The 26,960-nt window shown below is 61.4% G+C and carries 26 protein-coding genes; 11 read left to right on the forward strand and 15 right to left on the reverse strand.

All coding sequences use genetic code 11. From position 1 onward, the window contains the following. Positions 1-78 precede the first annotated feature (78 nt). The 3 genes from QN224_RS05725 to alr form a co-directional block, all read right to left on the reverse strand. Complete coding sequence (locus tag QN224_RS05725; protein ID WP_173510393.1) at positions 79-675, reverse strand: CvpA family protein; 597 nt, start codon at positions 673-675, stop codon at positions 79-81. Between the two features lie 109 nt (positions 676-784). After that, the gene (gene radA, locus QN224_RS05730) at positions 785-2,191 is read right to left on the reverse strand and encodes a DNA repair protein RadA (protein ID WP_269276885.1); all 1,407 of its coding nucleotides are present in this window, start codon (positions 2,189-2,191) and stop codon (positions 785-787) included. A gap of 142 nt (positions 2,192-2,333) precedes the next feature. Then, positions 2,334-3,473 carry an alanine racemase gene (alr, locus tag QN224_RS05735; protein WP_283975875.1) on the reverse strand — a complete coding sequence of 380 codons (1,140 nt, stop codon included), beginning with the start codon at positions 3,471-3,473 and terminating at the stop codon, positions 2,334-2,336. 142 nt (positions 3,474-3,615) lie between these two features. Between alr and QN224_RS05740 the strand changes: the two genes are divergently transcribed. From QN224_RS05740 to QN224_RS05750, 3 genes are all read left to right on the forward strand, one after another. After that, the gene (locus QN224_RS05740; RefSeq protein ID WP_283975876.1) at positions 3,616-4,473 is read left to right on the forward strand and encodes an AraC family transcriptional regulator; all 858 of its coding nucleotides are present in this window, start codon (positions 3,616-3,618) and stop codon (positions 4,471-4,473) included. Positions 4,474-4,594: 121 nt separating this feature from the next. Beyond that, the gene (locus tag QN224_RS05745) at positions 4,595-5,248 is read left to right on the forward strand and encodes an AzlC family ABC transporter permease (RefSeq protein WP_283976103.1); all 654 of its coding nucleotides are present in this window, start codon (positions 4,595-4,597) and stop codon (positions 5,246-5,248) included. Further along, a complete protein-coding gene (locus tag QN224_RS05750) occupies positions 5,245-5,550 on the forward strand; it encodes an AzlD family protein (RefSeq protein ID WP_283975877.1) in 306 nt (101 codons plus the stop codon). The genes QN224_RS05745 and QN224_RS05750 overlap by 4 nt, the downstream gene beginning before the upstream one ends. Positions 5,551-5,559: 9 nt before the next feature. On the opposite strand, the gene QN224_RS05755 is transcribed toward QN224_RS05750, so the two are convergent. The 5 genes from QN224_RS05755 to rpsF form a co-directional block, all read right to left on the reverse strand. Further along, complete coding sequence (locus QN224_RS05755) at positions 5,560-7,059, reverse strand: replicative DNA helicase (protein WP_173510388.1); 1,500 nt, start codon at positions 7,057-7,059, stop codon at positions 5,560-5,562. Between the two features lie 340 nt (positions 7,060-7,399). Then, positions 7,400-7,975 carry a 50S ribosomal protein L9 gene (gene rplI, locus QN224_RS05760; RefSeq protein ID WP_173510387.1) on the reverse strand — a complete coding sequence of 192 codons (576 nt, stop codon included), beginning with the start codon at positions 7,973-7,975 and terminating at the stop codon, positions 7,400-7,402. A 35-nt stretch (positions 7,976-8,010) separates the two neighbouring features. Continuing rightward, complete coding sequence (locus tag QN224_RS05765) at positions 8,011-8,964, reverse strand: DUF2232 domain-containing protein (RefSeq protein WP_283975878.1); 954 nt, start codon at positions 8,962-8,964, stop codon at positions 8,011-8,013. Between the two features lie 193 nt (positions 8,965-9,157). After that, the gene (rpsR, locus tag QN224_RS05770) at positions 9,158-9,406 is read right to left on the reverse strand and encodes a 30S ribosomal protein S18 (RefSeq protein ID WP_012707461.1); all 249 of its coding nucleotides are present in this window, start codon (positions 9,404-9,406) and stop codon (positions 9,158-9,160) included. 24 nt (positions 9,407-9,430) lie between these two features. Next, positions 9,431-9,877, reverse strand: coding sequence for a 30S ribosomal protein S6 (rpsF, locus tag QN224_RS05775; protein WP_034854248.1), 447 nt, complete (start codon positions 9,875-9,877; stop codon positions 9,431-9,433). A gap of 357 nt (positions 9,878-10,234) precedes the next feature. Here rpsF and QN224_RS05780 point away from each other — a divergent pair, with 357 nt between their 5' ends. Further along, positions 10,235-10,567 (forward strand): four-helix bundle copper-binding protein, encoded by a 333-nt coding sequence (locus QN224_RS05780; protein WP_283975879.1) that lies wholly within the window; start codon positions 10,235-10,237, stop codon positions 10,565-10,567. A 114-nt stretch (positions 10,568-10,681) separates the two neighbouring features. Here QN224_RS05780 and QN224_RS05785 read toward each other — a convergent pair whose 3' ends face one another. Next, positions 10,682-11,725 (reverse strand): aldo/keto reductase, encoded by a 1,044-nt coding sequence (locus tag QN224_RS05785; protein ID WP_283975880.1) that lies wholly within the window; start codon positions 11,723-11,725, stop codon positions 10,682-10,684. Positions 11,726-12,070: 345 nt separating this feature from the next. Between QN224_RS05785 and fabD the strand changes: the two genes are divergently transcribed. From fabD to gmk, 7 genes are all read left to right on the forward strand, one after another. Then, on the forward strand, positions 12,071-13,015 hold the full coding sequence (gene fabD / locus QN224_RS05790) for an ACP S-malonyltransferase (RefSeq protein ID WP_283975881.1): 945 nt from the start codon (positions 12,071-12,073) through the stop codon (positions 13,013-13,015). Positions 13,016-13,041: 26 nt separating this feature from the next. After that, positions 13,042-13,779: a 3-oxoacyl-[acyl-carrier-protein] reductase gene (gene fabG / locus QN224_RS05795; RefSeq protein ID WP_173510382.1), complete on the forward strand. Its 738-nt coding sequence runs from the start codon at positions 13,042-13,044 to the stop codon at positions 13,777-13,779. A gap of 338 nt (positions 13,780-14,117) precedes the next feature. Continuing rightward, entirely contained in the window at positions 14,118-14,354 is a 237-nt protein-coding gene (locus tag QN224_RS05800) for an acyl carrier protein (RefSeq protein ID WP_003531676.1), read from the forward strand. A gap of 217 nt (positions 14,355-14,571) precedes the next feature. Further along, a complete protein-coding gene (fabF, locus tag QN224_RS05805) occupies positions 14,572-15,837 on the forward strand; it encodes a beta-ketoacyl-ACP synthase II (RefSeq protein ID WP_283975882.1) in 1,266 nt (421 codons plus the stop codon). A gap of 335 nt (positions 15,838-16,172) precedes the next feature. Next, positions 16,173-17,378: an endolytic transglycosylase MltG gene (gene mltG, locus QN224_RS05810; RefSeq protein ID WP_283975883.1), complete on the forward strand. Its 1,206-nt coding sequence runs from the start codon at positions 16,173-16,175 to the stop codon at positions 17,376-17,378. A gap of 194 nt (positions 17,379-17,572) precedes the next feature. Then, positions 17,573-18,460: a YicC/YloC family endoribonuclease gene (locus QN224_RS05815; RefSeq protein ID WP_283975884.1), complete on the forward strand. Its 888-nt coding sequence runs from the start codon at positions 17,573-17,575 to the stop codon at positions 18,458-18,460. A gap of 3 nt (positions 18,461-18,463) precedes the next feature. Continuing rightward, positions 18,464-19,123 (forward strand): guanylate kinase, encoded by a 660-nt coding sequence (gene gmk / locus QN224_RS05820; RefSeq protein ID WP_283975885.1) that lies wholly within the window; start codon positions 18,464-18,466, stop codon positions 19,121-19,123. Positions 19,124-19,263: 140 nt separating this feature from the next. On the opposite strand, the gene rsmA is transcribed toward gmk, so the two are convergent. The 6 genes from rsmA to lptF form a co-directional block, all read right to left on the reverse strand. Beyond that, a complete protein-coding gene (gene rsmA, locus QN224_RS05825; protein WP_283975886.1) occupies positions 19,264-20,094 on the reverse strand; it encodes a 16S rRNA (adenine(1518)-N(6)/adenine(1519)-N(6))-dimethyltransferase RsmA in 831 nt (276 codons plus the stop codon). Next, the gene (gene pdxA / locus QN224_RS05830; RefSeq protein WP_283975887.1) at positions 20,094-21,122 is read right to left on the reverse strand and encodes a 4-hydroxythreonine-4-phosphate dehydrogenase PdxA; all 1,029 of its coding nucleotides are present in this window, start codon (positions 21,120-21,122) and stop codon (positions 20,094-20,096) included. Before pdxA ends, rsmA begins: the two co-directional genes overlap by 1 nt. A gap of 11 nt (positions 21,123-21,133) precedes the next feature. After that, positions 21,134-22,069, reverse strand: a complete 936-nt coding sequence (locus QN224_RS05835; protein WP_173510376.1) for a peptidylprolyl isomerase — start codon at positions 22,067-22,069, stop codon at positions 21,134-21,136. 218 nt (positions 22,070-22,287) lie between these two features. Then, the gene (locus QN224_RS05840) at positions 22,288-24,636 is read right to left on the reverse strand and encodes an LPS-assembly protein LptD (RefSeq protein WP_283975888.1); all 2,349 of its coding nucleotides are present in this window, start codon (positions 24,634-24,636) and stop codon (positions 22,288-22,290) included. Beyond that, a complete protein-coding gene (gene lptG, locus QN224_RS05845) occupies positions 24,636-25,718 on the reverse strand; it encodes an LPS export ABC transporter permease LptG (RefSeq protein ID WP_283975889.1) in 1,083 nt (360 codons plus the stop codon). The genes QN224_RS05840 and lptG overlap by 1 nt, the downstream gene beginning before the upstream one ends. Then, the gene (lptF, locus tag QN224_RS05850) at positions 25,715-26,887 is read right to left on the reverse strand and encodes an LPS export ABC transporter permease LptF (RefSeq protein WP_173510373.1); all 1,173 of its coding nucleotides are present in this window, start codon (positions 26,885-26,887) and stop codon (positions 25,715-25,717) included. The genes lptG and lptF overlap by 4 nt, the downstream gene beginning before the upstream one ends. Positions 26,888-26,960 lie beyond the last annotated feature (73 nt).

Genomic DNA, 26,960 nt, shown 5'->3' on the forward strand with positions numbered 1-26,960 from the left:
TAGCCGAAAACACTAGCAAGCGTTATTCCAAATGGACAAAGCCCGCGCAGCGGGCCTTGTCACTAACTGATGTCTGCCTCAGCCGTTCGTCGGCGCATCCTCGACGGGGGGCTGTTCGGTCGTGCCCGGAGGGGTTTCGGGTTCGCCTTCGCCCGTCGCATCCTTGCCGCGAAGGCGGTCGAGGATTGTGGCGTCGGCCTCTTCCGGCAAAAGCGCGATCAGCCTGTTGCCGAGATTGTCAAGCAGCGGCTTCGACTTCGCCTGGGTTACCCAGATCGGCTGCTGTTGCGGCGCGACCAGCCAGTTGAAGAACAGCATGGCGACGACGACAAGCAGGATGCCGCGGGCGGCACCGAAGAGAAAGCCGAGCGTCCGGTCGAGCGCGCCGATGCGGCTGTCGATGATGAAATCGGCGATCCGCATCGTAATGAAGGAAATGATGATGAGCGCGACCAGGAAGACCACAGCGGCCGAACCGATCATCGCGACCGTGTCGCTGCTCGTGTATTGCGAGGCATAGGGCAGCAGGTACGGATAGAGGAAATAGGCCGCTGCCGCCGCGCCGACCCAACTCGCGACCGACAGAACCTCGCGCGAGAATCCGCGGACCATGGCGAGGATGGCCGAAAACAGCGCTACGCCGAGAACGATACCATCGAGAATTGTAATGGGCATGTTGTCCTTACTCCGACCCCGTCCTGATCCGGGCCACACCAAGCTTAGCTGCGGTCGGTCCTCTCCGCACGCGCTCTGAACATCTTTCCACGGCCAATCGTCGCCGAGGTCATTCGTCTTCGCTTTCCGCCTGCCGTAGAGCGCTCCGCGATCCGGCGATGCGCGCCACGAGATCCGGCAGGCTCTCCATCTCGCTCCACCGGCCGTTGCCGTTCTTCGGCAGTTCGGTCGATGCAGACGGCAATACGGCCTGGGAGAAACCGAGCTTCTCGGCTTCCTTAAGACGTTGGGCGGTATGCGCAACCGGCCGGATGGCGCCCGACAAGCTGACTTCGCCGAAATAGACGCAATCGGCCGGAAGGGCAAGCCCGGCCAGCGACGAAACCAGCGCGGAAGCAACCGCGAGGTCGGCCGCAGGCTCGGAAATACGAAAACCGCCGGCAATGTTGAGATAAACGTCATGTTGGCCGAGGCGGACGCCGCAATGGGCTTCAAGCACCGCGAGGATCATCGACAGACGCGCGGAGTCCCAGCCGACGACCGCACGGCGCGGTGTTCCGAGCGACGTCGGCGCGACGAGCGCCTGCACCTCCACCAGCACCGGCCGGGTTCCTTCCATGCCGGCAAAGACGGCTGCTCCCGGGGACTTCTCGTTGCGTTCGCCGAGAAACAGCTCCGACGGATTGGCGACTTCGCGCAAGCCCTTGTCCGACATCTCGAACACGCCAATCTCGTCGGTCGGGCCGAAGCGGTTCTTGACCGTTCTGAGGATGCGGTAGTGATGTCCGCGATCCCCTTCGAAATAGAGCACGGCGTCGACCATGTGTTCGACGACGCGTGGGCCGGCGATCTGGCCTTCCTTCGTCACGTGGCCGACGAGCACGACCGCCGTGCCGGTCTGTTTGGCAAAGCGGATCATCGCCTGCACGCCGGTGCGCACCTGGGTCACTGTTCCGGGCGCCGAATCGACGATGTCACTCCAGAGCGTCTGGATCGAATCGATGATGACGAGATCGGGGCGCTTGCCGTCGGCAAGGGTCGCCAGAATGTCCTCGACATTGGTCTCTGCGGCAAGAAGCACGTCGCTGTCGGCAGCCCCGAGCCGCTGGGCGCGCAAACGCACCTGGGCGATGGCCTCCTCGCCCGACACATAGATGACGCGATGCTTGCGGCGGGAAAGGGCCGCGGCCGCCTGCATCAGCACGGTCGACTTGCCGATACCGGGGTCGCCGCCGACGAGCAATGCCGAGCCGCGCACGAAGCCGCCGCCGGTGACGCGATCGAGTTCGGATATCCCCGTCTGGATGCGCGGCGCGTCTTCGATCTCGCCGGAAAGCGTGGTGAGTGCGACCGGTCGTCCCTTCTTCGGCGCGCGCGACGGACCGCCGCCGATCCCCGCGGTCGGATCGTCCTCGATGATCGTGTTCCACTCGCCGCAGCCATCGCACTTGCCCGCCCAGCGGGAGTGAACGGTGCCGCAATTCTGGCAGATGAACTGGGTGCGGGCTTTCGCCATCGAGACTAGCTTTCGGATATTCCGGGAGACTGCGAACGGCGGTGGTTCGAGAATCACCACCAGCGATCACATAATGCCGCGAAATTCGGCTTGAAAGGGTGTTTTTCGGCGACCCGACTGTCGACGCAGCGACGCTCCGCGCTCAGGCGCCGCCGATATAGGTTCGATGATAGCGATGACCGAGGCTCGTCAGCAACTCGTAGCCGATCGTTCCGCCGGCGCGCGCGACGTCGTCTATCGCGATGTTGCGGCCGAATAGCTCGATGTAGTCGCCGGCGCGGACGGCCTTTTCCGGCAGGTCGGTAACGTCGAACAGGCTGAGGTCCATGGTTACCCGGCCGACATGCGGCACCCTTCTGCCGTGAAGAAAACCATAGGCGCCCGACGGCATCGATTGCCTGAGCGTCACACCGCCGCCGGAAACCGAACGGTGATATCCGTCGGCGTAGCCGATCGCGACCGTTGCGATGCGGCTGTCACGGGTGAAGCGCGCCGATGCGCCGTAGCTTGCCGTCGCGCCGGAGGGAACTGTGCGCACCTGGATGATGCGTGCTTCGGCCGTCACCACCGCCTTCATCGGGTTCACCGCTCCGTTCACTGCTTCGCCGCCATAGACGGCGATGCCCGGGCGGGTAAGGTCGAAGTGGTAGTCCTTGCCGAGGAACACGCCGCCGGAATTGGCCAAGCTCGCGGGGATGCCCTCGAAGGCGGTCGCCACCTCGCGGAAGCGGTCGAGCTGATAGAGGTTCATCGGATGCTTCGGATCGTCGCCGCAGGCAAGATGGCTCATGATCAGCACCGGCGAGAAACTTGCCGGCCGCGCCGGGTCGTTGGCGAGCGCGACGGCTTCCTCGACCGACAGTCCAAGCCGGTTCATGCCGGTGTCGACGTGAAGCACGCACGGATGGTCGCCGTGCTCGGAAAGCGCAGCCATGAAGACGGCGAGTTGCTCCTCCGAGTTGATGATCGGCACGAGGTCATTGTCGAAGAAGAGCTCCTCGTTGCCTGGCCACATGCCGGCCAGAATGTAGATGCGCCCATCGGGAACCAGCGGGCGAAGCTCCACTCCTTCCTCCGCGCTGGCGACGAAGAAGTCGCGTGCACCGGCGGCGTAAAGGGCGGGGGCCGCCTGCTCGATGCCGAGCCCATAGGCGTTCGCCTTGAGCACGGCGGCCGCGCGAGCCTTGTCGGAGCGCTCGTTCATGGCACGCCAGTTGTCGGCCAGTGCTGTGAGGTCGATGGTGAGCCTGCTGGAGGCGGAGAGGAATTCTGGAATGTGCATACCGGACGCTCTGTGTGATTGATGTTGCAGCAATACATCCTGGCGCCGAAGGTCGCAAACGGTCCCCCATCCGGCCGGCGGGAGAAGAGCCCGAGCACTTTTGTGCAAGACGCACAGTTCCGCTGCCGCTAACATTTGCTCGATGCAGACGATCTCGCAGGAACAGGCTATCGAGGCCATGCCGCTCAAGGGTGCCGAGCACACGCGCTTCTGGCGTGATGCGCGGTTCAAGGGCATGGAATGCCTGAGCGCGACCTTCATCACACATGAGTTTGCACCGCATGCCCATGACACGTTCAGCATCGGCGCAATCGAGGCGGGCTCGCAGATCAGCACGATCAAGGGCGAACGATCGCAGACAGGGCCCGGCGATCTCTACCTCATCAATCCCGACGAGATCCACGATGGGCATCCAGGCCTCGATGGTTACTGCTATCGGATGATCTATCCATCTGTCGAACTGCTGGTCGACGTCCTCGAGGATGTTACCGGTCGGACCTTTAGAGGGACACCCTGCTTCTCGCGACTGCTGCTTCGCGACCCCGAGCTTGCCATCGCCTTTCATCGCGCCCATCGGGCGCTCGAGGGAAATGCGGGCGCCTTGGAAGCGGACGAAGGAATGTTCGGCTTCCTGGCCAAACTGTTCCGGCGGCACGGCGGCGCGATCATCCTTCCCGTGGAGACGCGCGAACCTTCTGCCGTGCATCGCGCTCGGGATTATCTCATCGCCAATTATTCCTGCGATATCGGCCTCGACGAGCTCGCGAAGGTGGCCGGGCTTAGCCGGGCGCACCTGATCCGCGCGTTCCGCAAGGAATTCCACATCACGCCCCACGCCTTCCTGACCGACAAGCGGGTCCGCGAAGCAAAGACACTGCTGCGGCAGGGCTGGTCGGCCGTCGACACCGCCTATCATTGCGGCTTCGCCGATCAGGCGCACTTCAGCCGGCATTTCAAGGCAAGAACCGGTGTCACCCCTGGTGCATTCCGAGCCGGCTGATCACTTTCGTTCAAGACGCGCCGGCTCCTCCACATCTATTGCGTTGATGCAATTGAAATGCGGAGTGACGGGCGTGAACACGAAGAATGTTTTTCGGGAGTTTGCTGGCGGCGTCAGGGCCATGGCGCCGCTCATTGTCGCCGTCATGCCGATCGGCCTTGTCTTCGGCGCGGTCGCGGCAAGTAAGGGTCTTTCCAGTCTCGAAGTGACGCTGATGAGTGCCTTGGTCTTCGCCGGCGGTTCGCAGTTCGTCGCCATGGATATCTGGACTCATCCGGCATCCTGGGGTGCGCTCGGTTTTTCGGCGCTGCTCGTCAACATCCGCCACGTGCTGATGAGTGCCTCGATCGGCGCGAAGATGCCAGCCTTCTCCGGCCCCGCGAAATATGCCGCGATGCTGCTGTTGGCCGATGAAATCTGGGCCATGGCCGAGTCCCGGGCAGCACAGGCGCGTCTGTCCCCTGCCTGGTATGCCGGCCTCGCGGTGCCTTTTTATTTCGTCTGGGTTTTGACAAGCCTCGCCGGCTCGATTGTCGGCGCCCTCCTGGGAGACCCGAAGGCAATGGGCCTCGATTTTGCCTTTCCCGCCGTCTTTGTGGTTCTGGTGATGGGTTTCTGGAAAGGGCGGGAGACCGGTGTCGTGCTTGCGGCAAGTGCAGCCGCAGCGGTGCTGACACACCAATTGCTGCCCGGCGTCTGGTATATCGCGGCGGGTGCCGCCGCCGGCGTCGTTGCAGCGCTCGTCGCCGATCAGCGCCGGGAGGCCTGTGCATGACAGTCGATCCGAGCGCTGTTCTCGCGATTCTTGCCATGGCCGCAGCGACGGTGCTGACACGTATCAGCGGCTTGCTTCTCATCCGTTTCGTGACAATCGGACCGCAACAAAGAAGGGCCTTGGAGGCCATACCGCCGGCTGTCCTAATGGCCGTCATCGCCCCGACCGCGCTCGTGACAGGGTCGGCCGAGACTCTTGCGGCGCTCGCGACGGCGCTCGCCGCAACGCGGCTGCCGCTGCTAGCGGCGGTGGCAACCGGTGTTATTGTCGTTGCCGTTGCGAGAGCGCTGATCGGGGCGTGAAGCCAATTGTCAGTGTTCGTACTGCGTGAACGAGGGGTCTGCAAGGTCAGTGAAGCGGGTATATTCCGACTGAAATGCCAGTTTTACCGTACCAGTTGGTCCGTGACGCTGCTTGGCGATGATGACGTCGGCCGTGCCCTTCACCTGTTCCATCTTCATCTTCCACTCTTCGTATTTCGGGTCGAGCTCGTCACGCGGCTCCAGGTTCTTCACATAATATTCCTCGCGGAACACGAAGAGCACCACGTCGGCATCCTGTTCGATCGAGCCCGATTCACGAAGGTCGGAGAGTTGTGGTCGTTTGTCTTCACGGCTTTCCACCTGGCGCGAGAGCTGTGAAAGCGCAATGATCGGCACGTTCAACTCCTTGCCCAGCGCCTTCAGGCCGGTGGTGATCTGCGTGATTTCCTGCACGCGATTGTCGCTCGATTTCCCCGAACCGGTCATGAGCTGGATATAGTCCACTACCAGACAATCGAGGCCCCGCTGTCGCTTCAGACGCCGGGCTCGGGCTGAAAGCTGGGCGATGGAGATGCCACCCGTTTGGTCGATGTAGAGGGGTACCTTCTGCATCATCTGCGAGCAAGCGACGAGCTTTTCAAAGTCGGCTTCCGAAATGTCGCCGCGACGGATCTTCGAGGAGGAGACTTCCGTCTGCTCGGAGATGATACGGGTGGCGAGCTGTTCGGACGACATTTCGAGCGAGTAGAAACCGACGACGCCGCCGTTCTTCGCCTTCATCGATCCGTCGGGCTGCACTTCGCCCTCGTAAGCTGCGGCGATATTGTAGGCGATGTTGGTCGCAAGCGACGTCTTGCCCATGCCGGGACGCCCGGCCAGAACGATCAAGTCCGAACGCTGCAGACCGCCCATGCGGGCATCGAGCGAATGAATGCCGGTCGAGATGCCGGAGAGACTGCCGTCGCGCTCGAACGCCGCCCCTGCCATATCGATGGCCAACGCGACCGCGTCGTTGAACGACTGGAAGCCGCCGTCATAGCGTCCTGTTTCGGCAAGCTCGAAAAGGCGCCGCTCCGCGTCCTCGATCTGGCTCTGCGGCGGCATGTCGAGCGGCGCGTCATAGGCGATGTTGACCATGTCCTCGCCGATCGTGATCAGCGAACGACGCAGCGCCAGATCGTAGATGGCGCGGCCGTAGTCCTCCGCATTGATGATCGAAACGGCCTCGGCCGCAAGGCGCGCGAGGTATTGGGCAACGGTCAGGTCGCCGACTTTTTCGTCCGCCTTGAGGAAGGTCTTGATCGTGACCGGGTTGGCGGTCTTGCCCATCCGGATGATATCGCCGGCCACCTCGAAGATGCGGCGGTGCAGCGGCTCGAAAAGATGTACCGGCTTGAGGAAGTCGGATACCCGGTAGAACGCGTCGTTGTTGACCAGGATGGCGCCGAGCAGCGCCTGCTCGGCTTCCAGATTGTTCGGCGCTTCGCGATAGTGCTGATCCGCCTGATCCTTGGCCAAGGGGGCGAGCTTGCGCGCTGCGTCGTTCATCGATCGTTCCATTTCCGCGTGTAGTTCGTGTGAGCTATCCGATTTGCTGCCTGTCGTTCTGTGGGTCAAGTGCTGCTGCGCAACAGTCGTGAACCATGCAACCGTGCTCGCGGTCTTTGCCCGTTGTTCGACTGTTCCACAGGCGAGCGTCACAAATGGCGAAAAAATGATGACGGCGATTGACGCCGCGACCCGAGCGAAAGGTATCTGATTCGCGTTCAAACGTCTTTTATGAACCGCCGGTCGAGAGCCTGGTGCGGAACGACGCAGCGCGACGCGCAAAATGAAGAGGGCCCGGATCGATGGATCCGGGCCCTTCAATTCAGGTATGCCGCGAAGCTTATTCTTCTTCGGTTTCGAACTCAGCTTCCGGGTTGAAGAAGTCTTCCGGCTTCAGGGCGTCTTCGTCGACACCGTAGATGGCATCAGCGGACGTCAGGCTTTCGCCCTTCGCCTGGCGCTCGGCTTCTTCGGTCGAACGGGCGACATTGATTTCAACGGCGATTTCGACTTCCGCATGCAGGTGCAGCGTTACCTTGTGCACACCGATCGCCTTGATCGGATGGTTGAGGTCGACCTGGTTGCGGTTGATGTTGAAGCCGTCGGCGGCAAGCGCCTCGACGACGTCACGGGCAGCAACCGAGCCGTAGAGCTGGCCGGTTTCGCCGGCGGAGCGGACGATGATGAAGGACTTGCCGTCCAGCTTGTCCGCAATCTGCTGAGCTTCGGACTTGCGCTCGAGGTTGCGGGCTTCGAGGGTTGCGCGCTCGGATTCGAAGCGGGCCTTGTTGGCGGCGTTGGCGCGCAGCGCCTTGCCGAGCGGTAGCAGGTAGTTGCGTGCAAAGCCGTCGCGAACCTTTACGGTTTCGCCCATCTGGCCGAGCTTGGCGATGCGTTCGAGGAGAATGACTTCCATTTTTGATTCCTTTCAGTTTAGCGTTGTTTCGTTGGTCAGCTTTTTCCAGTCGGCGTGACCGCGATGGTGCGTCGCGTATCGGTCAAGCCAAACAGGAGGAAGAACACGGCCGGGATCGTGAAGACGAATACCGACAGGTAGGCGATCCACAGCACGGGAAGCCGCCAGGACTTGCCACGCGTGCGGAAATGGAACGAGGCAAAGCCCGAGAGCAGGAAGCCTGCGCCGAACGTGCCGCAGATGAGGGCGCCGATCGCCGCCGGCGCCCCGCCGAGAAATGCGAGGATCAGGCCGGCGAGAAAGACGAAAATGGCGTTGCGGTGCATCCTCAACGCCGACGGAATGTCTTCGCGGGGACGCAGCGACCCTCCGGACAACTGGACGATCCGCGTTGCGAGATAGTAGGCGGCAAAGAGCATAAGCACCCAGATCGCGCCCTGGACGAGCGGCAGGGCGAGCGTGAACATCGCCTTGATCTGCGCGATGGCGGCGGCGTCCGGATTATAGAGCGGTTCCTGCGCCTTTACCGCCTCGATCACCATGTCGATCATCCGGTCCGAGACGCCGGAATCGTAACCCACGATGTAGCCGACGATGATCATGCCGACGGTGACGAGCCCGGCGAGATGGCCGAGGATGTCGGACAGCGGATACCAGGCAAGCGCGCCTTCGGGGCCGCCGAGTTCGGAGGCTGGGCGCGCAAGATTTGCGAGGTGACTGAGCCAGCCGGCGGGAACAAGCGTCACGAGCAGGATCAGCAGCGCGAAGTAGGAGGAAACGAGCGCGGCGGCGGTCGCGCCGGCAACCACGATCGCAATGATCGCGGCCGCGTTGCCCCATCCGAGGCCGGCAATCAGGATCGGTAGTGCCGACGCAGCGTAGAGAACGATCGCAAAGGACGACTGCGTGTTCGCGCCCATCGACAGAAGGGCGGCGGTAATGCCGGCGAGCGCGCCGGTGATCAGCGATGTCCTGTTCCAGATATTCACGTTCGCTGTCCTGCTTGAAACGCAGTTAGGGGTCGCCGTCGAGCTTTGGCCCCAACATGGGATTTTGGCGCATGCGCCGGTTCCGATCCGCGCCCACCGCGGAAGGGAGAGAGGCAAGCCATTCACGGTGCGGAATGCCTTGCCTCGGAACGAGTCTCCGTCGAGTCAATCGACTGACGGAGAGTCAAGCGCCTTACGAAACGACGTAGGGCAGCAGACCGAGGAAGCGCGCACGCTTGATCGCCTGGGCGAGTTCGCGCTGCTTCTTCTGGGAAACGGCCGTGATGCGGGACGGAACGATCTTGCCGCGCTCGGAAATGTAGCGCTGCAGGAGGCGGACGTCCTTGTAGTCGATCCGCGGAGCATTTGCGCCCGAGAAGGGGCAGGTCTTGCGGCGACGGTGGAACGGACGGCGTACCGGAGCGGAAGAAACTTCAGCCATTGTCTTTATCTCCTAAGCTTCGGGTTACGCGCGGTCTTCACGCGGACGGCGCGGACGGTCTTCACGGTCGCCACGGTCCGGACGCGGGCCACGGTCGAAACCGCCTTCACGCGGGCCACGGCCTTCGCCGCGCGGACGATCGTCGCGATCGCGCTTCTGCATCATCGCGGACGGGCCTTCCTCGTGCTTCTCGACAGCGATCGTCATGTAGCGCAGGACGTCTTCGTTGATGCGCATCTGGCGCTCAACCTCGTGGACAGCCGGTGCCGGAGCATCGATGTCCATCAGGACGTAGTGAGCCTTGCGGTTCTTCTTGATGCGGTAGGTGAGGGACTTCAGGCCCCAGTTCTCGACGCGACCGACCTTGCCGCCGTTCGCTTCGATGACGCCCTTGTACTGCTCGACGAGAGCATCGACCTGCTGCGGCGTGATATCCTGCCGGGCAAGGAATACGTGTTCATAAAGAGCCATTGTGGCTTGCCTTTCTTGCGTTAATCAGCCCGGACCTCGGCGGCTAAGCCTCAACGACTGTTCTTATGGCCGCAGTGCAGCCGGCAAGAAAGTGTTGTATCGAGACGGTCGAGAGCGGAGACACGGGAGGCCGGAATGTCTTGCATTCCTGGCGGCTTCCAACGCGGAAACCGGCCCTCCGTTCAGCCACCAGCCAGAAGACCGGGTGTTTCGAACAGCGCGCTTATACGGATTTTCCGCTGAAATGCAAGCCGTGATCCGAACTTGGGTGTTCGCGGCCTCGCCGAGGTGTTCGCACGGAACAATCGCACGGCATTGCTGTTGGATAGCCGCAACCCAAAGGAGCGGGAGACGACGATGACCCATGTCGATCCAAGAATGCAACCGTGCATCGACAATTGTCTGGACTGCTATTCCGCGTGTCTGTCGACCGCGATGAACCATTGCCTTCAAGTCGGCGGCAAACACACTGAGCCGTCTCATTTCAGGCTGATGATGGGGTGCACCGAGATCTGCCGGACCACGGCGCATTTCATGCTGATCGGAAGCCCTCACCACGTTCATCTGTGCCGCGAATGCGCGGAGATCTGCGACGAATGCGCTGAGGATTGTGAGCGCATCGGCGACATGGACGAATGTGTTGAAGCCTGCAGGCGCTGCGCCGAGAGCTGCCGCCAGATGGCGGCTTGAAGCCCTTGCGCCCCCGACTACAGTGCCGCGCGTCTTGTCAGACGCGCAAAGGCCGCCGTAGCACCTCTGAATTGCTGCATGTTCTTAAATCGGATCCGATTTAAAAAGAGCCGCTCAGATCGGCGCCGGGTAGAGCCGATGGAGGCGCCGGATGCCGTTCATCACGTCTTGCGAGAGCGTTATACCGGCGGCGCCGATGTCGGTCTTCAATTGTTCCATCGACGTCGCGCCGATGATGGCCGAAGCCGTGAAGGGACGTCTTAGGCAGAAGGCGAGTGCCATCTGCGCTGGATCGAGGGCATGCTCCCGGGCGAGCGCCACATAGGCGGCGACGGCGGGCTCCTGGTGCGGTGTGAAACGGCCGCCGAGGTCGCCGTTGATCGACAGGCGCGATCCTGCCGGCTTCGCCCCTCCGAGATACTTTCCGCTCAGGAGACCGGCTGCGAGCGGCGAATAGGCAAGCAGACCGATATCCTCGTGATGAGACAGTTCCGCGAGATCGAGATCGTAGGCGCGATAGAGAAGATTGTATTCGTTCTGGATCGTCGCAACGCGCGGCAGGTCGTATCTGTTCGACAGGTCGAGCATCTTCATGGCGCCCCAGGCGGTGTCGTTCGAAAGCCCGATGGTGCGGATCTTGCCGGCCTTTACGAGGTCGCCAAGCTTGTCGAGGATCGCTTTCAGGTTTGCGGCGACATGCTCGCTGTCTTGTCCGGACGGGTCGTAGAACCAGGAATTGCGGAAGTGATAGTGGCCGCGATTCGGCCAATGCAGCTGGTAAAGGTCCACATATTCGGTCTTCAGCCGCTTCAGGCTGGCGTGCAAAGCTTCTTCTATGCCCTCGGGCGTCGTCGGTTCGCCATTGCGGATATAAGGACGGCCGGGACCGGCCACCTTGGTCGCGACCACCACATCGTCGCGGCGGCCGCGCATCGCCAGCCAGTTCCCGATGATGCGCTCGGTGTTGCCGTAGGTTTCGGCCGAAAGCGGCGTCGTCGGATAGAGTTCGGCCGTATCGATGAAGTTCACGCCACGGTCGAAGGCGTAGTCGAGCTGTCCATAGGCTTCGGTCTGCGTGTTCTGGGAGCCCCAGGTCATCGTGCCCAAGCAGATTTCCGAAACCTTGATGCCGGTGCGGCCTAGCATGTTGTAGCGCATGAAGTATTGTTCCTCGCGAGGGGCGGTTCCGCGCCAGCGGGAGGAAAAGGCGCGCCGCCAATGATTGGGTTGTGCCGCGGAGCATGGTTTATCAGCGGGGCGGCAGCGATGCGCGGCAAACTTACGCCTTGATTGACTAAGATCAAGGGCAAAAGCCCGCTGGCAAGGGTGAAGCTCGGCCTCTGCGCTTGACTCCCTGTTCAGGAATGTGAATGGAGAGGAAAAACAGGGCGGATGGGGAATGTGAGGCGGTTTTCCGCCGGCATCCGCTCTAATCATATGAGAAACGATCACGAGAAGCTTGGCTCGCTCCGGTCGTTTCGTCATCAAGGGAAGGGCAGCCCCATGAGTATTGCATTCACGTTTCCCGGGCAGGGCAGTCAGGCTGTCGGCATGGGCAAGGATCTGGCGGAGGCCTTTCCGGAGGCTGCAGCCGTGTTCGCCGAGGTCGATGAAGCGTTGGGCGAAAAGCTTTCCGACGTCATGTGGAACGGGCCGGAGGAAACGCTGACGCTGACGGCAAACGCGCAGCCGGCGCTGATGGCCGTTTCCATGGCGGTGATCCGCGTGCTCGAGGCAAGGGGGCTCGATCTCAAGAACAAGGTCGCCTTCGTCGCCGGCCATTCGCTCGGCGAGTATTCCGCGCTCTGCGCCGCCGGGACGTTTTCGATCGCCGACACGGCCCGTCTCCTGCGCATTCGCGGTAACGCGATGCAGGCGGCTGTTCCCGTCGGCAAAGGCGCCATGGCTGCCATCATCGGCCTGGAACATGCGGACGTTGACGCGGTTTGTCGTGAAGCGTCCGCGCTCGGGTCGTGCCAGATCGCCAACGACAATGGCGGCGGACAACTCGTGATCTCGGGAGAGAAGCAGGCCGTGGAGAAGGCTGCCGCGCTCGCCTCCGAAAAAGGTGCCAAGCGCGCGCTGATGCTGCCGGTATCCGCGCCCTTCCATTCCTCGCTGATGGCGCCTGCTGCCGATGCCATGCGCGATGCGCTTGCCAAGGTAGAGAAGCGCGACCCGTCCGTTCCACTGGTGGCGAATGTTTTGGCCGCTCCGGTAAGTGACGCCGGCGAGATCGCCCGGTTGCTCGTCGAGCAAGTGACCGGCCAGGTGCGCTGGCGCGAGACGGTAGAATGGTTCGCGGCCAACAATGTCACGACGCTTTATGAAATCGGCTCGGGCAAGGTGCTGACGGGACTTGCTCGACGGATCGACAAGACTGTCAATGGTATTGCCGTCAATACGCCCGCCGACATCGATACGGCGCTCGCCGCACTTCAGTCCTGAGCGCTCCAGTTACAAGGAACATGTCCATGTTTGATCTCTCCGGCCGCAAGGCTCTCGTCACCGGCGCATCCGGTGGCATTGGCGAGGAAATCGCCCGCATCCTGCACGCACAGGGCGCCATTGTCGGCCTGCACGGCACGCGCGTCGAGAAGCTCGAAGCACTTGCCAACACGCTTGGCGAACGCGTCCAGATCTTTCCCGCCAATCTTTCCGACCGCGCCGAAGTCAAGGCGCTTGGCGAGAAGGCGGAGGCTGAGCTCGGTGGCGTCGACATCCTCGTCAACAATGCCGGCATCACCAAGGATGGCCTCTTCGTCCGCATGAGCGATGAAGATTGGGACAGTGTCGTCGAGGTCAACCTCACGGCGGTCTTCCGCCTGACCCGTGAACTGACACACCCGATGATGCGCCGCCGTTTCGGCCGCATAGTCAACATCACCTCCGTTGTCGGCGTTACCGGCAATCCTGGGCAGGCCAACTATTGCGCTTCGAAGGCGGGCATGATCGGGTTCTCCAAGTCGCTCGCGCAGGAAATCGCCACCCGCAACGTTACCGTCAACTGCGTTGCCCCAGGGTTCATCGAAAGTGCGATGACCGGCAAGCTTAACGACAAGCAGAAGGAAGGCATCATGGGTGCGATCCCGATGCGGCGGATGGGTACGGGTGCGGAGGTCGCATCCGCCGTTGCGTATCTTGCTTCGAACGAAGCGGGTTACGTCACCGGGCAGACCATTCACGTCAACGGTGGCATGGCGATGATCTGATCCGGCACCGGGTGAGGCGGACGGCGCGTGTTTCGCCCGTCGTCGCTACCCGGTTCGGTACCTTCATTGGTCGATGCCAAATGCCTGAAATTCAATGTTGACCAAGCGAATGTCGGGCATTTTCGCACTTTGCGGCAGGCTTAAACCATGTTAATCGGGCCATGACTGTGCGCAGTCGACCGGTCCGGCCAGGTGTCCGGCAGCCCTCGCTGCCTTGGGTTTTCCGCGGGTTCGGTTGGATGGATTGCCCGTTGGACTATCTTGGTCTATCAGGCTTGATTGAAAGTGACGGCGCCAAGAATGGCGCCGCAGAGAAACGAAGGTCGAGGAACTCCGACATGAGCGATATCGCAGAACGCGTGAAGAAAATTGTTATTGATCATCTTGGCGTCGACGCCGAAAAGGTCAGCGAAGGCGCAAGCTTTATCGATGACCTCGGCGCGGACTCGCTCGACACCGTCGAACTGGTCATGGCATTCGAAGAAGAATTCGGTGTCGAGATCCCGGACGACGCGGCAGATTCGATCCTGACCGTCGGCGACGCCGTCAAGTTCATCGAGAAGGCTCAGGCCTGATCTTTACGGTCTAGGCCGTTGACGGGCCGCCTGCCGCGGCCCGTACCAGCCCAGGGAAGTGGGCTGGCCTGCGTTGACCGCGGGTTTCGATCAGCAAAGCGTTCCCGCCTTCCCTCTGATCGTCACGTGAGAAATTTACAATGGATGCACGGATCGGGGTCGTCACGCGTGGTCCGGTCCGCCTCTAGAACTGAACAGTCAGGGTGGGTCACGGGTTATGAGACGTGTCGTTATCACCGGTACCGGCATGGTATCTCCTTTGGGTTGCGGAACCGAGGTCAGTTGGTCGCGTCTTATCGCGGGCCAGAATGCTGCGCGCAAGGTCACCGAATTCGAGGTTGAGGATCTTCCTGCCAAGATCGCCTGCCGAATTCCTTTTGGCGACGGCTCGGACGGCACCTTCAATCCCGACGACTGGATGGAACCGAAGGAACAGCGCAAGGTCGATCCCTTCATCGTTTATGCGATGGCTGCAGCCGACATGGCGCTGGCCGACGCCGGCTGGAAGCCGGATAACGATGAGGACCAGATTGCGACGGGCGTGCTGATCGGCTCCGGCATCGGCGGTCTCGAGGGCATCGTCGATGCCGGCTATACGCTGCGCGACAAGGGCCCGCGTCGTATTTCCCCATTCTTTATTCCCGGCCGCCTGATCAATCTCGCCTCGGGCCAGGTTTCGATTCGCCACAAGCTTCGTGGCCCGAACCACTCGGTCGTGACGGCTTGCTCTACCGGTGCGCATGCGATCGGCGATGCGAGCCGGTTGATCGCGCTCGGCGATGCCGACGTGATGGTGGCGGGCGGCACGGAATCGCCGATATGCCGCATTTCGCTCGCAGGCTTCGCCGCCTGCAAGGCGCTCTCGACCCAGCACAACGATAATCCGGAAAAGGCATCGCGCCCCTATGATGCCGATCGCGACGGTTTCGTCATGGGGGAAGGCGCCGGCGTCGTCATTCTCGAGGAACTGGAGCATGCGAAGGCACGCGGCGCCAAGATCTACGCCGAAGTCGTCGGCTACGGCCTGTCCGGTGACGCCTTCCACATCACCGCTCCGTCCGAGGACGGCGATGGCGCGTATCGTTGCATGCAGATGGCGTTGAAGCGAGCCGGCCTGATGGCCGCCGACATCGACTACATCAACGCCCACGGAACGTCCACGATGGCCGATACCATCGAACTTGGCGCGGTCGAGCGGCTGGTCGGCAACAGCGCTTCGAAGATATCCATGTCTTCGACCAAGTCGGCAATCGGACACCTGCTAGGCGCCGCTGGCGCGATCGAGGCAATCTTCTCGGCCTTGGCGATTCGCGACAATATCGCTCCACCCACCCTCAACCTCGACAATCCCTCCGTCGAGACGAAGATCGATCTGGTGCCGCATGTCGCGCGCAAGCGGGAGATCAACATCGCACTGTCGAACTCCTTCGGTTTCGGCGGCACGAATGCTTCGCTGGTTCTGCGTCGCTACAACGGCAACTAAGATCGCCGACACGACAGGATCGATAATGATGATTCTCCACGACGATTCTCGGTTACGTTGGCCGAGGATCGTCGTGATGTCGGAAAACCGCTTCCGGCGTACTGGTCCCGTTCAAACACCGGTTGGTGATCCTGCTTTTTGCCGCATTGCTCGCTACAAGCTGTAACTGGAGGAGTCGCCGCCGCGCGGCGCCGCCGACTATGTTCGCGCAAGGCACTTCTGACAATTTGTAGAATATCCATTGCTCTGACACATTCAGCTTGCCGCCGGTCTAAGCCGAAATTCGCATTGGTGGCAGCTTGATTGAGATTGCGAATTTCGGATTCGGGATAATCGTGAGCGACTCAAACGATAACGGCGCGGTACAGTTCGGCCGCAATGAAACCGGGAGCAACGGGCCGATCATCCCGAAATCGGCAAACGAGGCCCTGCGCCCGGAAAAGGTTCCGCAACCGCCCAAGCGGTCCCGCAAGGCGCGCAGCCAGGTTGTCATCTTTCTCAATTTCCTGATGACGGTCATCGTTTTCGTGGCGCTCGCAGCCGCCGGCGCGGTCTATTATGCGATGCACGAATACGAAAAGCCCGGCCCGCTGGAGGCGAACAAGAATTTCATCGTTCGCAGTGGCGCCGGCATCAGCGAAATTGCCGGCGGCCTGGAGCGCAATAACATCATCACGGACAGCCGTGTGTTCCGTTTCGTGTCCGAAGCCTATCTCGACAATGAGACCCTGAAGGCAGGTGAATACGAGATCAAGGCCGGCTCGTCGATGCAGGAAATCATGCAACTGCTGAAGTCCGGCAAGTCGATCCTATACTCCGTTTCTCTTCCGGAGGGACTGACGGTCAAGCAGATGTTCCGCAAACTCGCCGATGATCCGGTGCTCGTCGGCGATTTGCCGTCGGATCTGCCGTCGGAGGGTTCGCTGAAGCCGGACACCTACAAATTCACCCGCGGCACCAAGCGTGCCGAGATCGTCCAGCAGATGGTCGCAGCGCAAAAAGCCTTGGTCGATCAGATCTGGGAAAAGCGCGATCCCGATCTCCCGGTCTCGTCTGTCGAGGAGTTCGTGACGCTGGCCTCGATCGTTGAAAAGGAAACGGGCCGCGCGGACGAGCGGCCACGCGTGGCGTCTGTCTTCATAAACCGCTTGGAAAAAGGCATGCGGCTGCAGTCCGACCCGACGATTATCTATGGCATCTTCGGTGGGGAGGGGAAGCCGGCGGATCGGGCGATCCTGAAGTCGGACCTCGATAAGGAAACCCCTTACAACACCTATATCATCAAGGGGCTGCCGCCGACGCCGATCGCTAATCCGGGCCGTGCGGCACTCGAAGCCGTCGCCAATCCTTCCCGCACGCCGGAACTTTATTTCGTGGCGGACGGAACGGGCGGCCATGTCTTTGCCGCGACGTTGGACGAGCACAACGCCAACGTGAGGCGTTGGCGAAAGCTCGAAGCCGAGAAGGCTGCAGAGGCGGCCAAGGCGGCGGAGGCGGCCAAAACTGCCGAGCCGACGGTGACACCGGCCGAGGCGCAGTAACAGGCCCTTATTGTGGACGGATGGAGTGCGGTGCGGATATCCCTTGCGGGATCCCGCGCCGCCGACCTATTGCTTCTGCAACTACAGCGCCGCGTTCAGACGCGCAAACGTCGCCGCAGCACTTTTGGATCGCTGCATGTTTCCTCAATCAGCTCTGATTTCGAGGAGAGATGCAGCAGCGAACGGAGGTAATGATGCCGCTCCAATCGATGACTGGCTTTGCGAGGAGAGAGGGCAGCAGCGGTCGGCATCGCTGGGCCTGGGAATTGCGGTCCGTCAACGGCAAGGGGCTCGACATTCGCCTCCGCCTGCCGCAGGGGCTCGAGCGCTTCGAACCCGACTGTCGGCGCCTCGCATCGGAACATTTTGCCCGCGGCAATCTGCAAATCGGCCTCACCGTCAGTGGCGGCGAGGCCGCCGTGGAGGCCGTCGTCAATCAGGGTGCGTTGTCGGCCGTATTGAAGCTTCGCGAGCAGCTCGGTGATCTCGTCGATCCAGCGCCGCTGAAGTTCGACACGCTGCTTTCCATCCGCGGCATCATCGACTTCCGGGAGCCGGAAGAAAGTGAGAGCGAGCGCGCCGCGCGCGACGCCGATATCCTCGCCGGCCTGGCGCTTGCCCTCGATGACTTGCGGTCCATGCGTGAAGAGGAGGGAAGCGCGCTTGGCCAGATCCTGCTTGCGCAGGTGGATCGCATCGCGCACCTGGCGGCCACGGTCGAGGGCGACCCGTCCCGCAGCCCTTCGGCGATTGCCGAAAGGCTGGCGCAGCAGGTGGCGCTGATGATGGAGGGCGCATCCTCGCTCGACCGCGACAGGCTGTATGCGGAGGTTGCGCTGCTTGCGACGAAGGCGGACCTCAGGGAGGAAATCGACCGTCTCGGTTCGCATGTCGCCGCTGCCCGCGATCTTCTTGCGAAGGGCGGTCCTATTGGCCGCAAGCTCGATTTCCTGGCACAGGAATTTAACCGCGAATCGAATACGATCTGTTCGAAGTCGAATGCCGCTGCCGTCTCGGCCGCCGGAATCGAGTTGAAGGTCGTGATCGATCAATTTCGCGAGCAGGTTCAGAATCTGGAGTAAGACATGAAATCGGCGACCGCTTCGCCCATCAAGATCGCCCGCCGTGGGCTGATGCTCGTGATTTCGTCGCCGTCGGGTGCCGGTAAGTCGACGATCGCCCGCAACCTGCTCGAGGCCGATCCGGAACTCAGCATTTCGGTGAGCGTGACGACGCGCGCGCGGCGGCCGAGTGAAATCGAGGGGCGGCATTATTTCTTCAAGTCGATCCGCGAATTCGAGGCCCTGCGTGCGACGGATTCGTTGCTCGAATGGGCGGAGGTGCACGGCAACTTTTATGGAACACCGCGCGATGCTGTCGAGGCGGCGATGGCCGAAGGCCGGGACATGCTCTTTGACATCGATTGGCAGGGCGCCCAGCAATTGCAGGAAAAGATGGGAGGCGATGTCGTCTCGATCTTCATCCTGCCGCCGTCGATGGCCGAGTTGCAGTCAAGGCTGCACCGCCGCGCCGAAGACAGCGAAGACGTCATCGCGACCCGGCTGGCCAATTCACGCGCCGAGATCGAGCATTGGCGCGAGTACGACTACATTGTCGTCAACGACGATCTCGATCGGGCGTTCTCTGCCGTCCGGGCGATTGTGGAGGCCGAACGCCTGCGCCGCGACCGCCGTCCCGGCCTGTTCGAGTTCGTCAACCGGCTGCTGACGGAAAACCCCTTTTAATCGAGCGGGGCGGAGGCATCTCTGACTTGGCTGACAAGATCATTTCAGTGTTCCATTGAAACAGTGAAATGATGATCTAACTCTTTGAACTTAGGCAATTCCGGACGGAAAAACCGCTACACACTTTTCCCGGAATGGCTTTAACCACCGAGACAGTTCGCCAATCGGCAGAATTCCTCGACCGTCAGCGTTTCGGCACGTCTTTGGGGATCGATATCCGCCCTTGCCAGCAACGCCTCGCCACCCAGACTTTTCAGACTCTGGCGTAGCATTTTGCGGCGCTGGCCGAAGGCGGCTTGCGTCACTTTTTCAAGCGCTGACACGGAGCAGGGGATCGGATCGGAGATCGGCTCCAGATGGACGACCGACGAGGTGACCTTGGGCGGCGGCGTGAAGGCTTGCGGCGGGACGTCGAAGGCCATGCGCGCCTTTGTCCGCCAGCCGCAGAGGACGCCCAGCCGGCCATAGTGGTCGTCGTCGGCACCCGCCACGATCCGCAGGCCAACCTCGCGCTGGAACATCAGCGTCATCGATTGCCAGAAGGGTGGCCAGCGCTCCGGCAGAAGCCAGTTGACCAGGAGCTGCGTGCCGACATTGTAGGGCAGGTTGGCGATGATCCGTACCGGGCCGCTGGCCAGCGCCTCGAACGGGACCTTCAAAGCGTCCGCCTCGATTACGTCGAGCCGGCCCGGGTAATGGGCGGCGATTTCGGCCAAGGCCGGCAGGCATCGGGCGTCGCGCTCGATCGCCACGACCTTCTTGGCACCCAACGCCAGGATCGCCCGCGTGAGGCCGCCGGGCCCAGGGCCGACTTCGATGACGGTCACATCATCGAGCGGACCGGCCGTGCGCGCGATCTTTTGGGTGAGATTGAGGTCGAGCAGAAAATTCTGACCAAGCGCCTTCCTTGCGTCGAGGCCATGACGCTGGATGACGTCTCTGAGTGGCGGCAGGCCGTCGAGCGCCGCCATCAGCGATGCGTCCCTTCCGCATTGGCAGCGAGCTCCGCAGCCAGGCGCAGTGCCGCCAGCAGGCTATCCTCGCGCGCAATTCCTTTTCCGGCGATGCCGAATGCAGTGCCGTGGTCCGGCGACGTCCTGATGAAGGGCAGGCCGAGCGTGGCGTTGACGCTGTCATCGAAACCAAGCGCCTTGGCGGGTATCAATGCCTGGTCATGATACATGCATATGGCGACGTCGTAGGTTTCCCTTGCGCGGTCGTGAAACATGGTATCGGCCGGAAGCGGACCGACGACATCCAGTCCCTCGGCGCGGAGCCGGTCGATGACGGGGCGGATAAGCGCGTCGTCCTCGAGGCCGAGTGCGCCGCCTTCGCCCGCGTGCGGGTTGAGACCGGCGACGGCGAGGCGCGGTGCCGCCAAACCGAAGCGGCCTCGGAGATCGGCGGCCGTTACCATGCAGGTCCGGTAGATCAGTTCCGACGTCAGTGCGCCGGGAACATCCTTGAGCGGAATATGGATCGTCACGGGAACCGCCCGCAGCTTCGGCCCGGCCAGCATCATGACCGGCAGCACGGGCGCCCCGGTCGCCTTCTCCGCGAGATGCGCGAGATATTCGGTATGGCCGGGAAAGCGGAAGCCGGCTTCGTAAAGCACCGCTTTCGCAATGGGGTTGGTGGCGACGGCCGACGCATCGCCGGCCATGACGAGCCGCACTGCGGCATCGATGGCGCCGATGACTGCGGAGGCGTTGGCCGCATTGGGTTCGCCGGCGACGACCGGAGCGGTGCAGCGGATCGGCGATACAGGCAGGGCCCCCCCGAAGACGGAGGATGCATGGAGGCAATCGGTCTCCGTTATCGGCACGGTCTGGCCGAGCGCCTTTGCGCGGTCCGAAAGCACCGAAGGATCGCCAATCAAAAGGAAGGGCGGCGTCGCCCGCGTCTTGCGCCTTGCCCACACGGTCAGGCTGATGTCCGGGCCGATACCGGCCGGGTCGCCCATCGTCAGGGCGATCGGCCTGCCGCTCGTCTTGTTCATGATAGCCCGTGTTACTTGTTGATGATCCGCGCCTTCTCACGCAGTTCTTCGAGGTACTTCGCGCTGTTCGGGTCTTCGCCGCCGGACTTCTTCTTGCCGAGATCCTCGGCGCGGAAGACGATTTCGGCGGCAGTGTCGTCGTTGACCTGGCGCTTCTTGCAGATGGCAAGATATTCGACACCCTTTTCGGTGACGCGTGTGCCGGTCGTCGTGCCGTCGCCAGCCTTTTCGACGAGCGGCTTCCAATCTTCCGGCAATTGCTGGGCAAGCACCCGGCCAAGGCTGCGAATCGAGACGTCGCGATAGTTGGCTGCGAAGGCCTTGGACGTTTCGCAACCGGGGAATTGCGAGCGCGAAGCGTTGGCTTCAGCCTGTCGCTTTGCCGTAATCGCGCCGCGCTTCGATTCCGGAATGACGAAGATGACCTGCTGCAGGAAATACTCCGTCGTGACCGGTTTGTTGCCGCCGCCCTCCATCATGCGCTTCACAAGATCGCCTCCGGACAGGCGGTTGGCATTGCCATAGCGGAAGTTGACGACGCGCGGCCAACTCATCTGGACGGCGATATACTGCTTGAAATGATCGACGCCGACACCGGACTGATCAAGGATCTTGCCGAGTTGCTCGGGCGACAGCTTGTTTCCGGAGGCAAAACGCGCAAAAGCCGCGTCAACGTCCTGCGTACTGACCGATTGCTGGACGCGCGCGATCTCGGAGCGCTTCAGCACTTCGTCGATAAGTTGCTGCTTAGCTTCCTCTGCGCCGCCACGCTGCCGTTGAAGGCGAATGAAGGCTACGCGCTTCGCGATGTCGCCCGAAGTGATCACGACATTGTTGACGATCACCTTGACCGCGCTCGCGGCCTGTGCCGCTGCACACACAGCGACGCTCAGCGTGCCGGCAAGCACCAGCGCCGACAGCGCCCGCAAGATAGATTTCCCGCCCATAGTCTTTCCTTGTCCGTCCCGCGCCCCAATTGCCCGCGGCCTTCTTTGGACCGCAAGCCTGCGCCTTCCCTACGTCAGTTGGAGGAAATGCATAATACATGCGGCCAAACGATGACAAGACCACATGGTCAAACCTTGAGTGTTGCGCGTCTTCGAGACGCGCAACGTCGCTACAGCCGATAGAGCAAAGGACAGGCTACGGCGCTCAGGCCCAGAACTCAGTAGTAGTCCAGTTCCTCGAATGTCGTATCGCCAATGTCGATGTCGCCGAGCGTGCGGAAGCTGATACGAGCGCCGATCGACCAATCGTTCGCCACTGAACTGTCGGTATCGCGCTCCTGCTGGTAGACGATCGAGAACAACGTATCCTGATCATCGTAGGTAATGCCGAAGCCGTTGCGCGATATCACGTCGTTGTTGATGTCATAGGTCAATGCTCCGAACACCGACCAATAATCGTGGAACCTGAAGGCGGCTGCCGTCTGGATTTCATCCTGGTCGGAGGGCGATCCGTAGATCGGCTGCGCTTCGATGCGCGTGTAGGTCAGAGCCGCCTGCCACGTCAGGCCGAGATAGCCGACCGTCGCATCGGCACGGCGCAGATCGAAGTCGCTTTCGTCCAGTCGCCCGGAGAGACTTGCCATCAGACCGGAAGGCGCGTCGATGCCGAACATCGCGACATAGTCGGAACTCTTGGTCTCCAGTCCCGAGTCCGCTCCGACCTTGACGAGATCGTCGGTTGCGAAGGAATTGAGCCCGCCGAGGTGGAACGATTGGCCGGCGATCGCGCGCAAACCGTAACCGTTGTCGAAATTTCCGGTGTAGCGGATGCCGAGATTCGCGCGTGTTCCGCCTTCGATGCGATCGAAACCGGAAAATTTGTCACGATCGAAAAGGTTGGTCGCATCGAACACGAAGCTCTGTGCGTCTTCGTTGGGGAGGCCACCGGCATGCTGTTCGTCCGGGCGGGCATAGATCTGCCCGATTGGCTCCAGCACGTGGCTGCTGTTCTCACCGGCAAAGAGGATCGGATAGCGCGCCTCGAGACCGGCAGTCAGCATGCGCCGCGTTGCCGCGTCGCTGTCGATGTAGTTACCGGTGTAGTCAGGGCCAGGGTCGTCCATGCTGAGGCCCAGGGCATCGCCGCGTGCAGCGAGCAACGGCGTCAGGACGAGACCGCCCGGAGCAATGAATGTCCGTTTCCATTCGAGTTCCGCTGTCAGGCGGTGCGAGGTGCCCTCGAGGCCGCGGAAGCGCTCGACGCCAAGGACGTTGATGTTGTCCAGCCGGTTGCGCTTGATGTTCGTGAGATTGACGTCTGCATTGAGCTCGCCGCCCAAAACGGATTGCGGCGCGGTGTAGGAGTAATCGAGGACCTGCGCCGCCGGCTGCTGATTCTCCTCAATGCTGTTCGGGTCGGCGTCCTGGATGTCGAAATAAAAGGCGCGCAAGTCGAAGTAGTTGCGCTTGCCGAGACCGGTCAGATAGGCCTGATTGACATAGGTGGTGCCGTCGAAGCTCTCCAGATCGTAGGTCTTGGCAAAGTTGGCGTCGGACTGGACGAGCACGTTCCAGCCAAAGGTCCAGCGCGGATTGATCTCGAATTCACCCTTGGAAGCCACCATGCCGCGGTTGGTTTCCTCGGCATCGACCGTTCCGGGCGTGAACTGATCCTTGTCGAGCTGACTGATGCCGGCCACGTTCAGCGTGTGCAAGCCGTTATGGAACGATTGGCGGAACTCGCCCTCGAGCAAAAAGCCTTGCCGGGTCAATCCTGTCGCGGTGAGGGTCGCATCCATATAGGGCGAAATCGCCCAGTAGTAGGGCACGCCCACACCGGCGCCCAGCTTTTGCGCATACCGGAACTTCGGAAACAGAAAACCGCTCTTGCGCTTGACCGTGTGGTCCGGGATTTCCATCACCGGAATATAGGCAATCGGTTTGCCGAAGAGCTCGAAATGGGCGTTCTCAAGCCGAATCGTGTGCGTCCTGCCGTTCTGGATCACACGCTCCGCCTTGATGTGCCACAGGGAACGGTGTTCCGGCTTGATATTGCAGGGCGTGCAGGCGGTATAGACGGCCTTGTTGAGAATGAACTCCTCACCGTTGCGGCGTTCACCGCTTTCCGCCGCCAGCCGCGTCAGATCGGTCGTTTCGATCCGCAGGGCCTGGACGAAACCATTACCGAAATCGTCGGTGACATCCATCTTGTCGGCGTAGACGATGTTACCATCCGGTTCGATCAGTTGGATCTCGCCGGTCGCCATGATCCGCCCCGACTTCTGGTCGTAGACGACTTGACGGGCGACCATCTTGTAGCCGCCGTATTCGATCTGAACGTTGCCGCGTACGGTAACGGTTTCCGCGTCGCGATTGTAGACGAGCTCATTCGCGGACAGCAGCAGCTTTTCGTCAGCCGGAATGTTCGGCTGCAGCGAATCGATTCGTGCCGATGTGTCCTGCGCCAGGGCAGGCGCATTGATTCCCATGGCAAGTGTATGCAACGCCACGCCCGCGAGCAGGGTAGCATTGATCAGCTTCATGCGTTTGCGGTTGCCTACCGCCACTAGCCATCCTCCTGATGAAGTAGAATCGTCGAGCCCAGCGCCATCGCTACAACAACTGGCAACCAGGCTGCAACGAACGGAGGCACGATACCGCTGGTCCCGAATGCTTTGACAAGCACGGTGACGACATAAAGCACGAAGCCTGAGAGGATTCCACCGAGAATTACGGAGCGCGATTGGTTGAACCGGCTAAATTTTAAAGAGACGCATGCAGCGATCAAAGTCATCGCCACGAGCAATAGCGGCAGAGACAGCAGGGAGTGAAATTGCGTTTCCATGCCGTTGGTCGAAAAGCCGAAGGATCGGGCCACCTCGATCTTCCGCGGAAGGTCAAAAAACTGAATGGAATCAGCCTTTGCCAGACGCTCCTGCACGAACTCGGCCTTCAGATTCGTGGGCAGCTGTGCCGTTTCCTGACGACGGGGCAGCTGACCGCCGCCGGTTTCCGTAACATTGTTAAGAAGCCAGTAACCATCTTCGAGTTTCGCAGACTTCGCGTCCTGCCTCTTGGTGATCGTACCCTGTGGATCGAAGTGGATGACGGTGACGTTGATCAGCTCCGTTCCGCCCTTCTGAACCGAGCGCGCTCCGATGATCGTATCGGTGCCATCATAGATCTGACGCAGCCAGGGTATCGAATTCGTTTCTGCGGAACGGGACGAGCCCCACTCGGCTTCGAGCGCCTCAGCCTTCTTCGTGCCCCAGGCGGCAAGCGGGTTGAGTATGGCGACGGCGAGCAAGCCGAAAAGAAATGCGCCGAGGACGAAGGGTCGAAGGAATTGCCAGACGGAAATGCCGGCCGCCCGTGTCACGACCAATTCGTAGCGGCGGTTCAGCGAGATCAATGCGGCCATCGCGGCAAAAAGCGCGATGAAGGGAACCGTCTGCTGCATGATCGTCGGGATGCGAAACGTCGTCATCAGCAATGCGCCGCTCACCGAATAGTGGGGCAACGCCGACATGCGGCTGGCAAGCTCGCTGAAATCGATGATGAAGATCAGCGCGAAGATACCGACGAGAAACCAGAATGTCGTGATCGTGTAGCGCTTGAAGAAATAACGCCCGAGGGTGTCGAGGATCATGATGCCTGCTCCCCGTCAGCACCCGCCGGCCGCATGAAGCGCAGCCGAACCAGGAGTTCGGACAGCTTTTCCCGCCATGTCGTCGGTATGTCGAGGCGGCGATTGCTGACAAGCTGATGAATCGCGAATGCCCCAGTCGCCAGTGGAATGAAATACATGAGCGGAACGAACCAGAAGGAATCCTCGGCACTGTTTCCCGCATAGAACGTCATCCATCGAATGACAAGCGCTGCTCCGAGTGCACTGATCATCGGATGTACGCGCGCCTCTCGGTGGGAGCGCGCATCACTGCTGACGACCAGCGCGATGAGGCCGAACAGCAGCGGGAAAGTCCATTCGGTGAAGCGGCGATTGAGTTCCGCTGTGAACGTCAACGGCGATCTTTTATAGGCTGGATCGTTCGGATCGGGGTTGAGCAGGTAGAAAAGGTCGCGATCCTTGGCCCGGATATTTGCCTCGCCAGCCATCCTGGTCATGTCCGTCAGGTCGAAAGCATAGGAGTCGAACTTGATGACGGAGACGCCGCCATCCGGCAGCTTGCGGTGGACCTCTCCGTCTTTCATCACCAAGGCCGAGCTCTCCTCGTCGACGGCGCCCTCGCGAGCGTAATAGACGAGCTCGAAATTCGGATTGCGCGAATCGGCAACGAAAATGCCTTGCAGGACGCCGCCGCTGCGGCGGGCACCGACCTGCACATAAAGCCCGTCGGTGATCTTTCGGAAGGAGTTCTCCTGCACGACGGCGGAGAGCAGGTCGGCATGCGCCGTCGCTATCATCCGGCGCACGGCGACGCGAGAATAGGGCTCGACGAAGTTATCGATGGCAAAGGATAGCACGCTCAATCCGGCCGCAAGATAGATGACGGGCCGGATAATCGACATGCGGGAACTGCCGGCCGCGTTCAGTACGGTCAGTTCCGAATCGGTGTTCATCGCGCTCAGCGTCTGTGTCACACCGATAATAAGTGCGAACGGGAGAATGATCGGAACGACAGACGGGAGAATCAGTGTCGCGAGTTTCAGGAAAGCGAAGATCGACTGACCGCTGTCGGTGACCAGGTTCACGTTCGTGAGCGCTTGTGTCGTCCACACGATTCCCATCAGCGGCAGAAGCGTTGCGAGGAACATGGTCGCGGCGCGTCGGAAGATGTAGCGTTCGATCAGCTTCATGTCCGTATCCGGTCCAAAATCCTGCTCAAGTTTCCGTGCCCCTCCGCCTTCACGACCCCGTTCACTGGCTCGC

This window comes from Sinorhizobium sp. 7-81 (assembly GCF_030124405.1).
In the GTDB taxonomy this organism is placed as follows: domain Bacteria; phylum Pseudomonadota; class Alphaproteobacteria; order Rhizobiales; family Rhizobiaceae; genus Sinorhizobium; species Sinorhizobium psoraleae.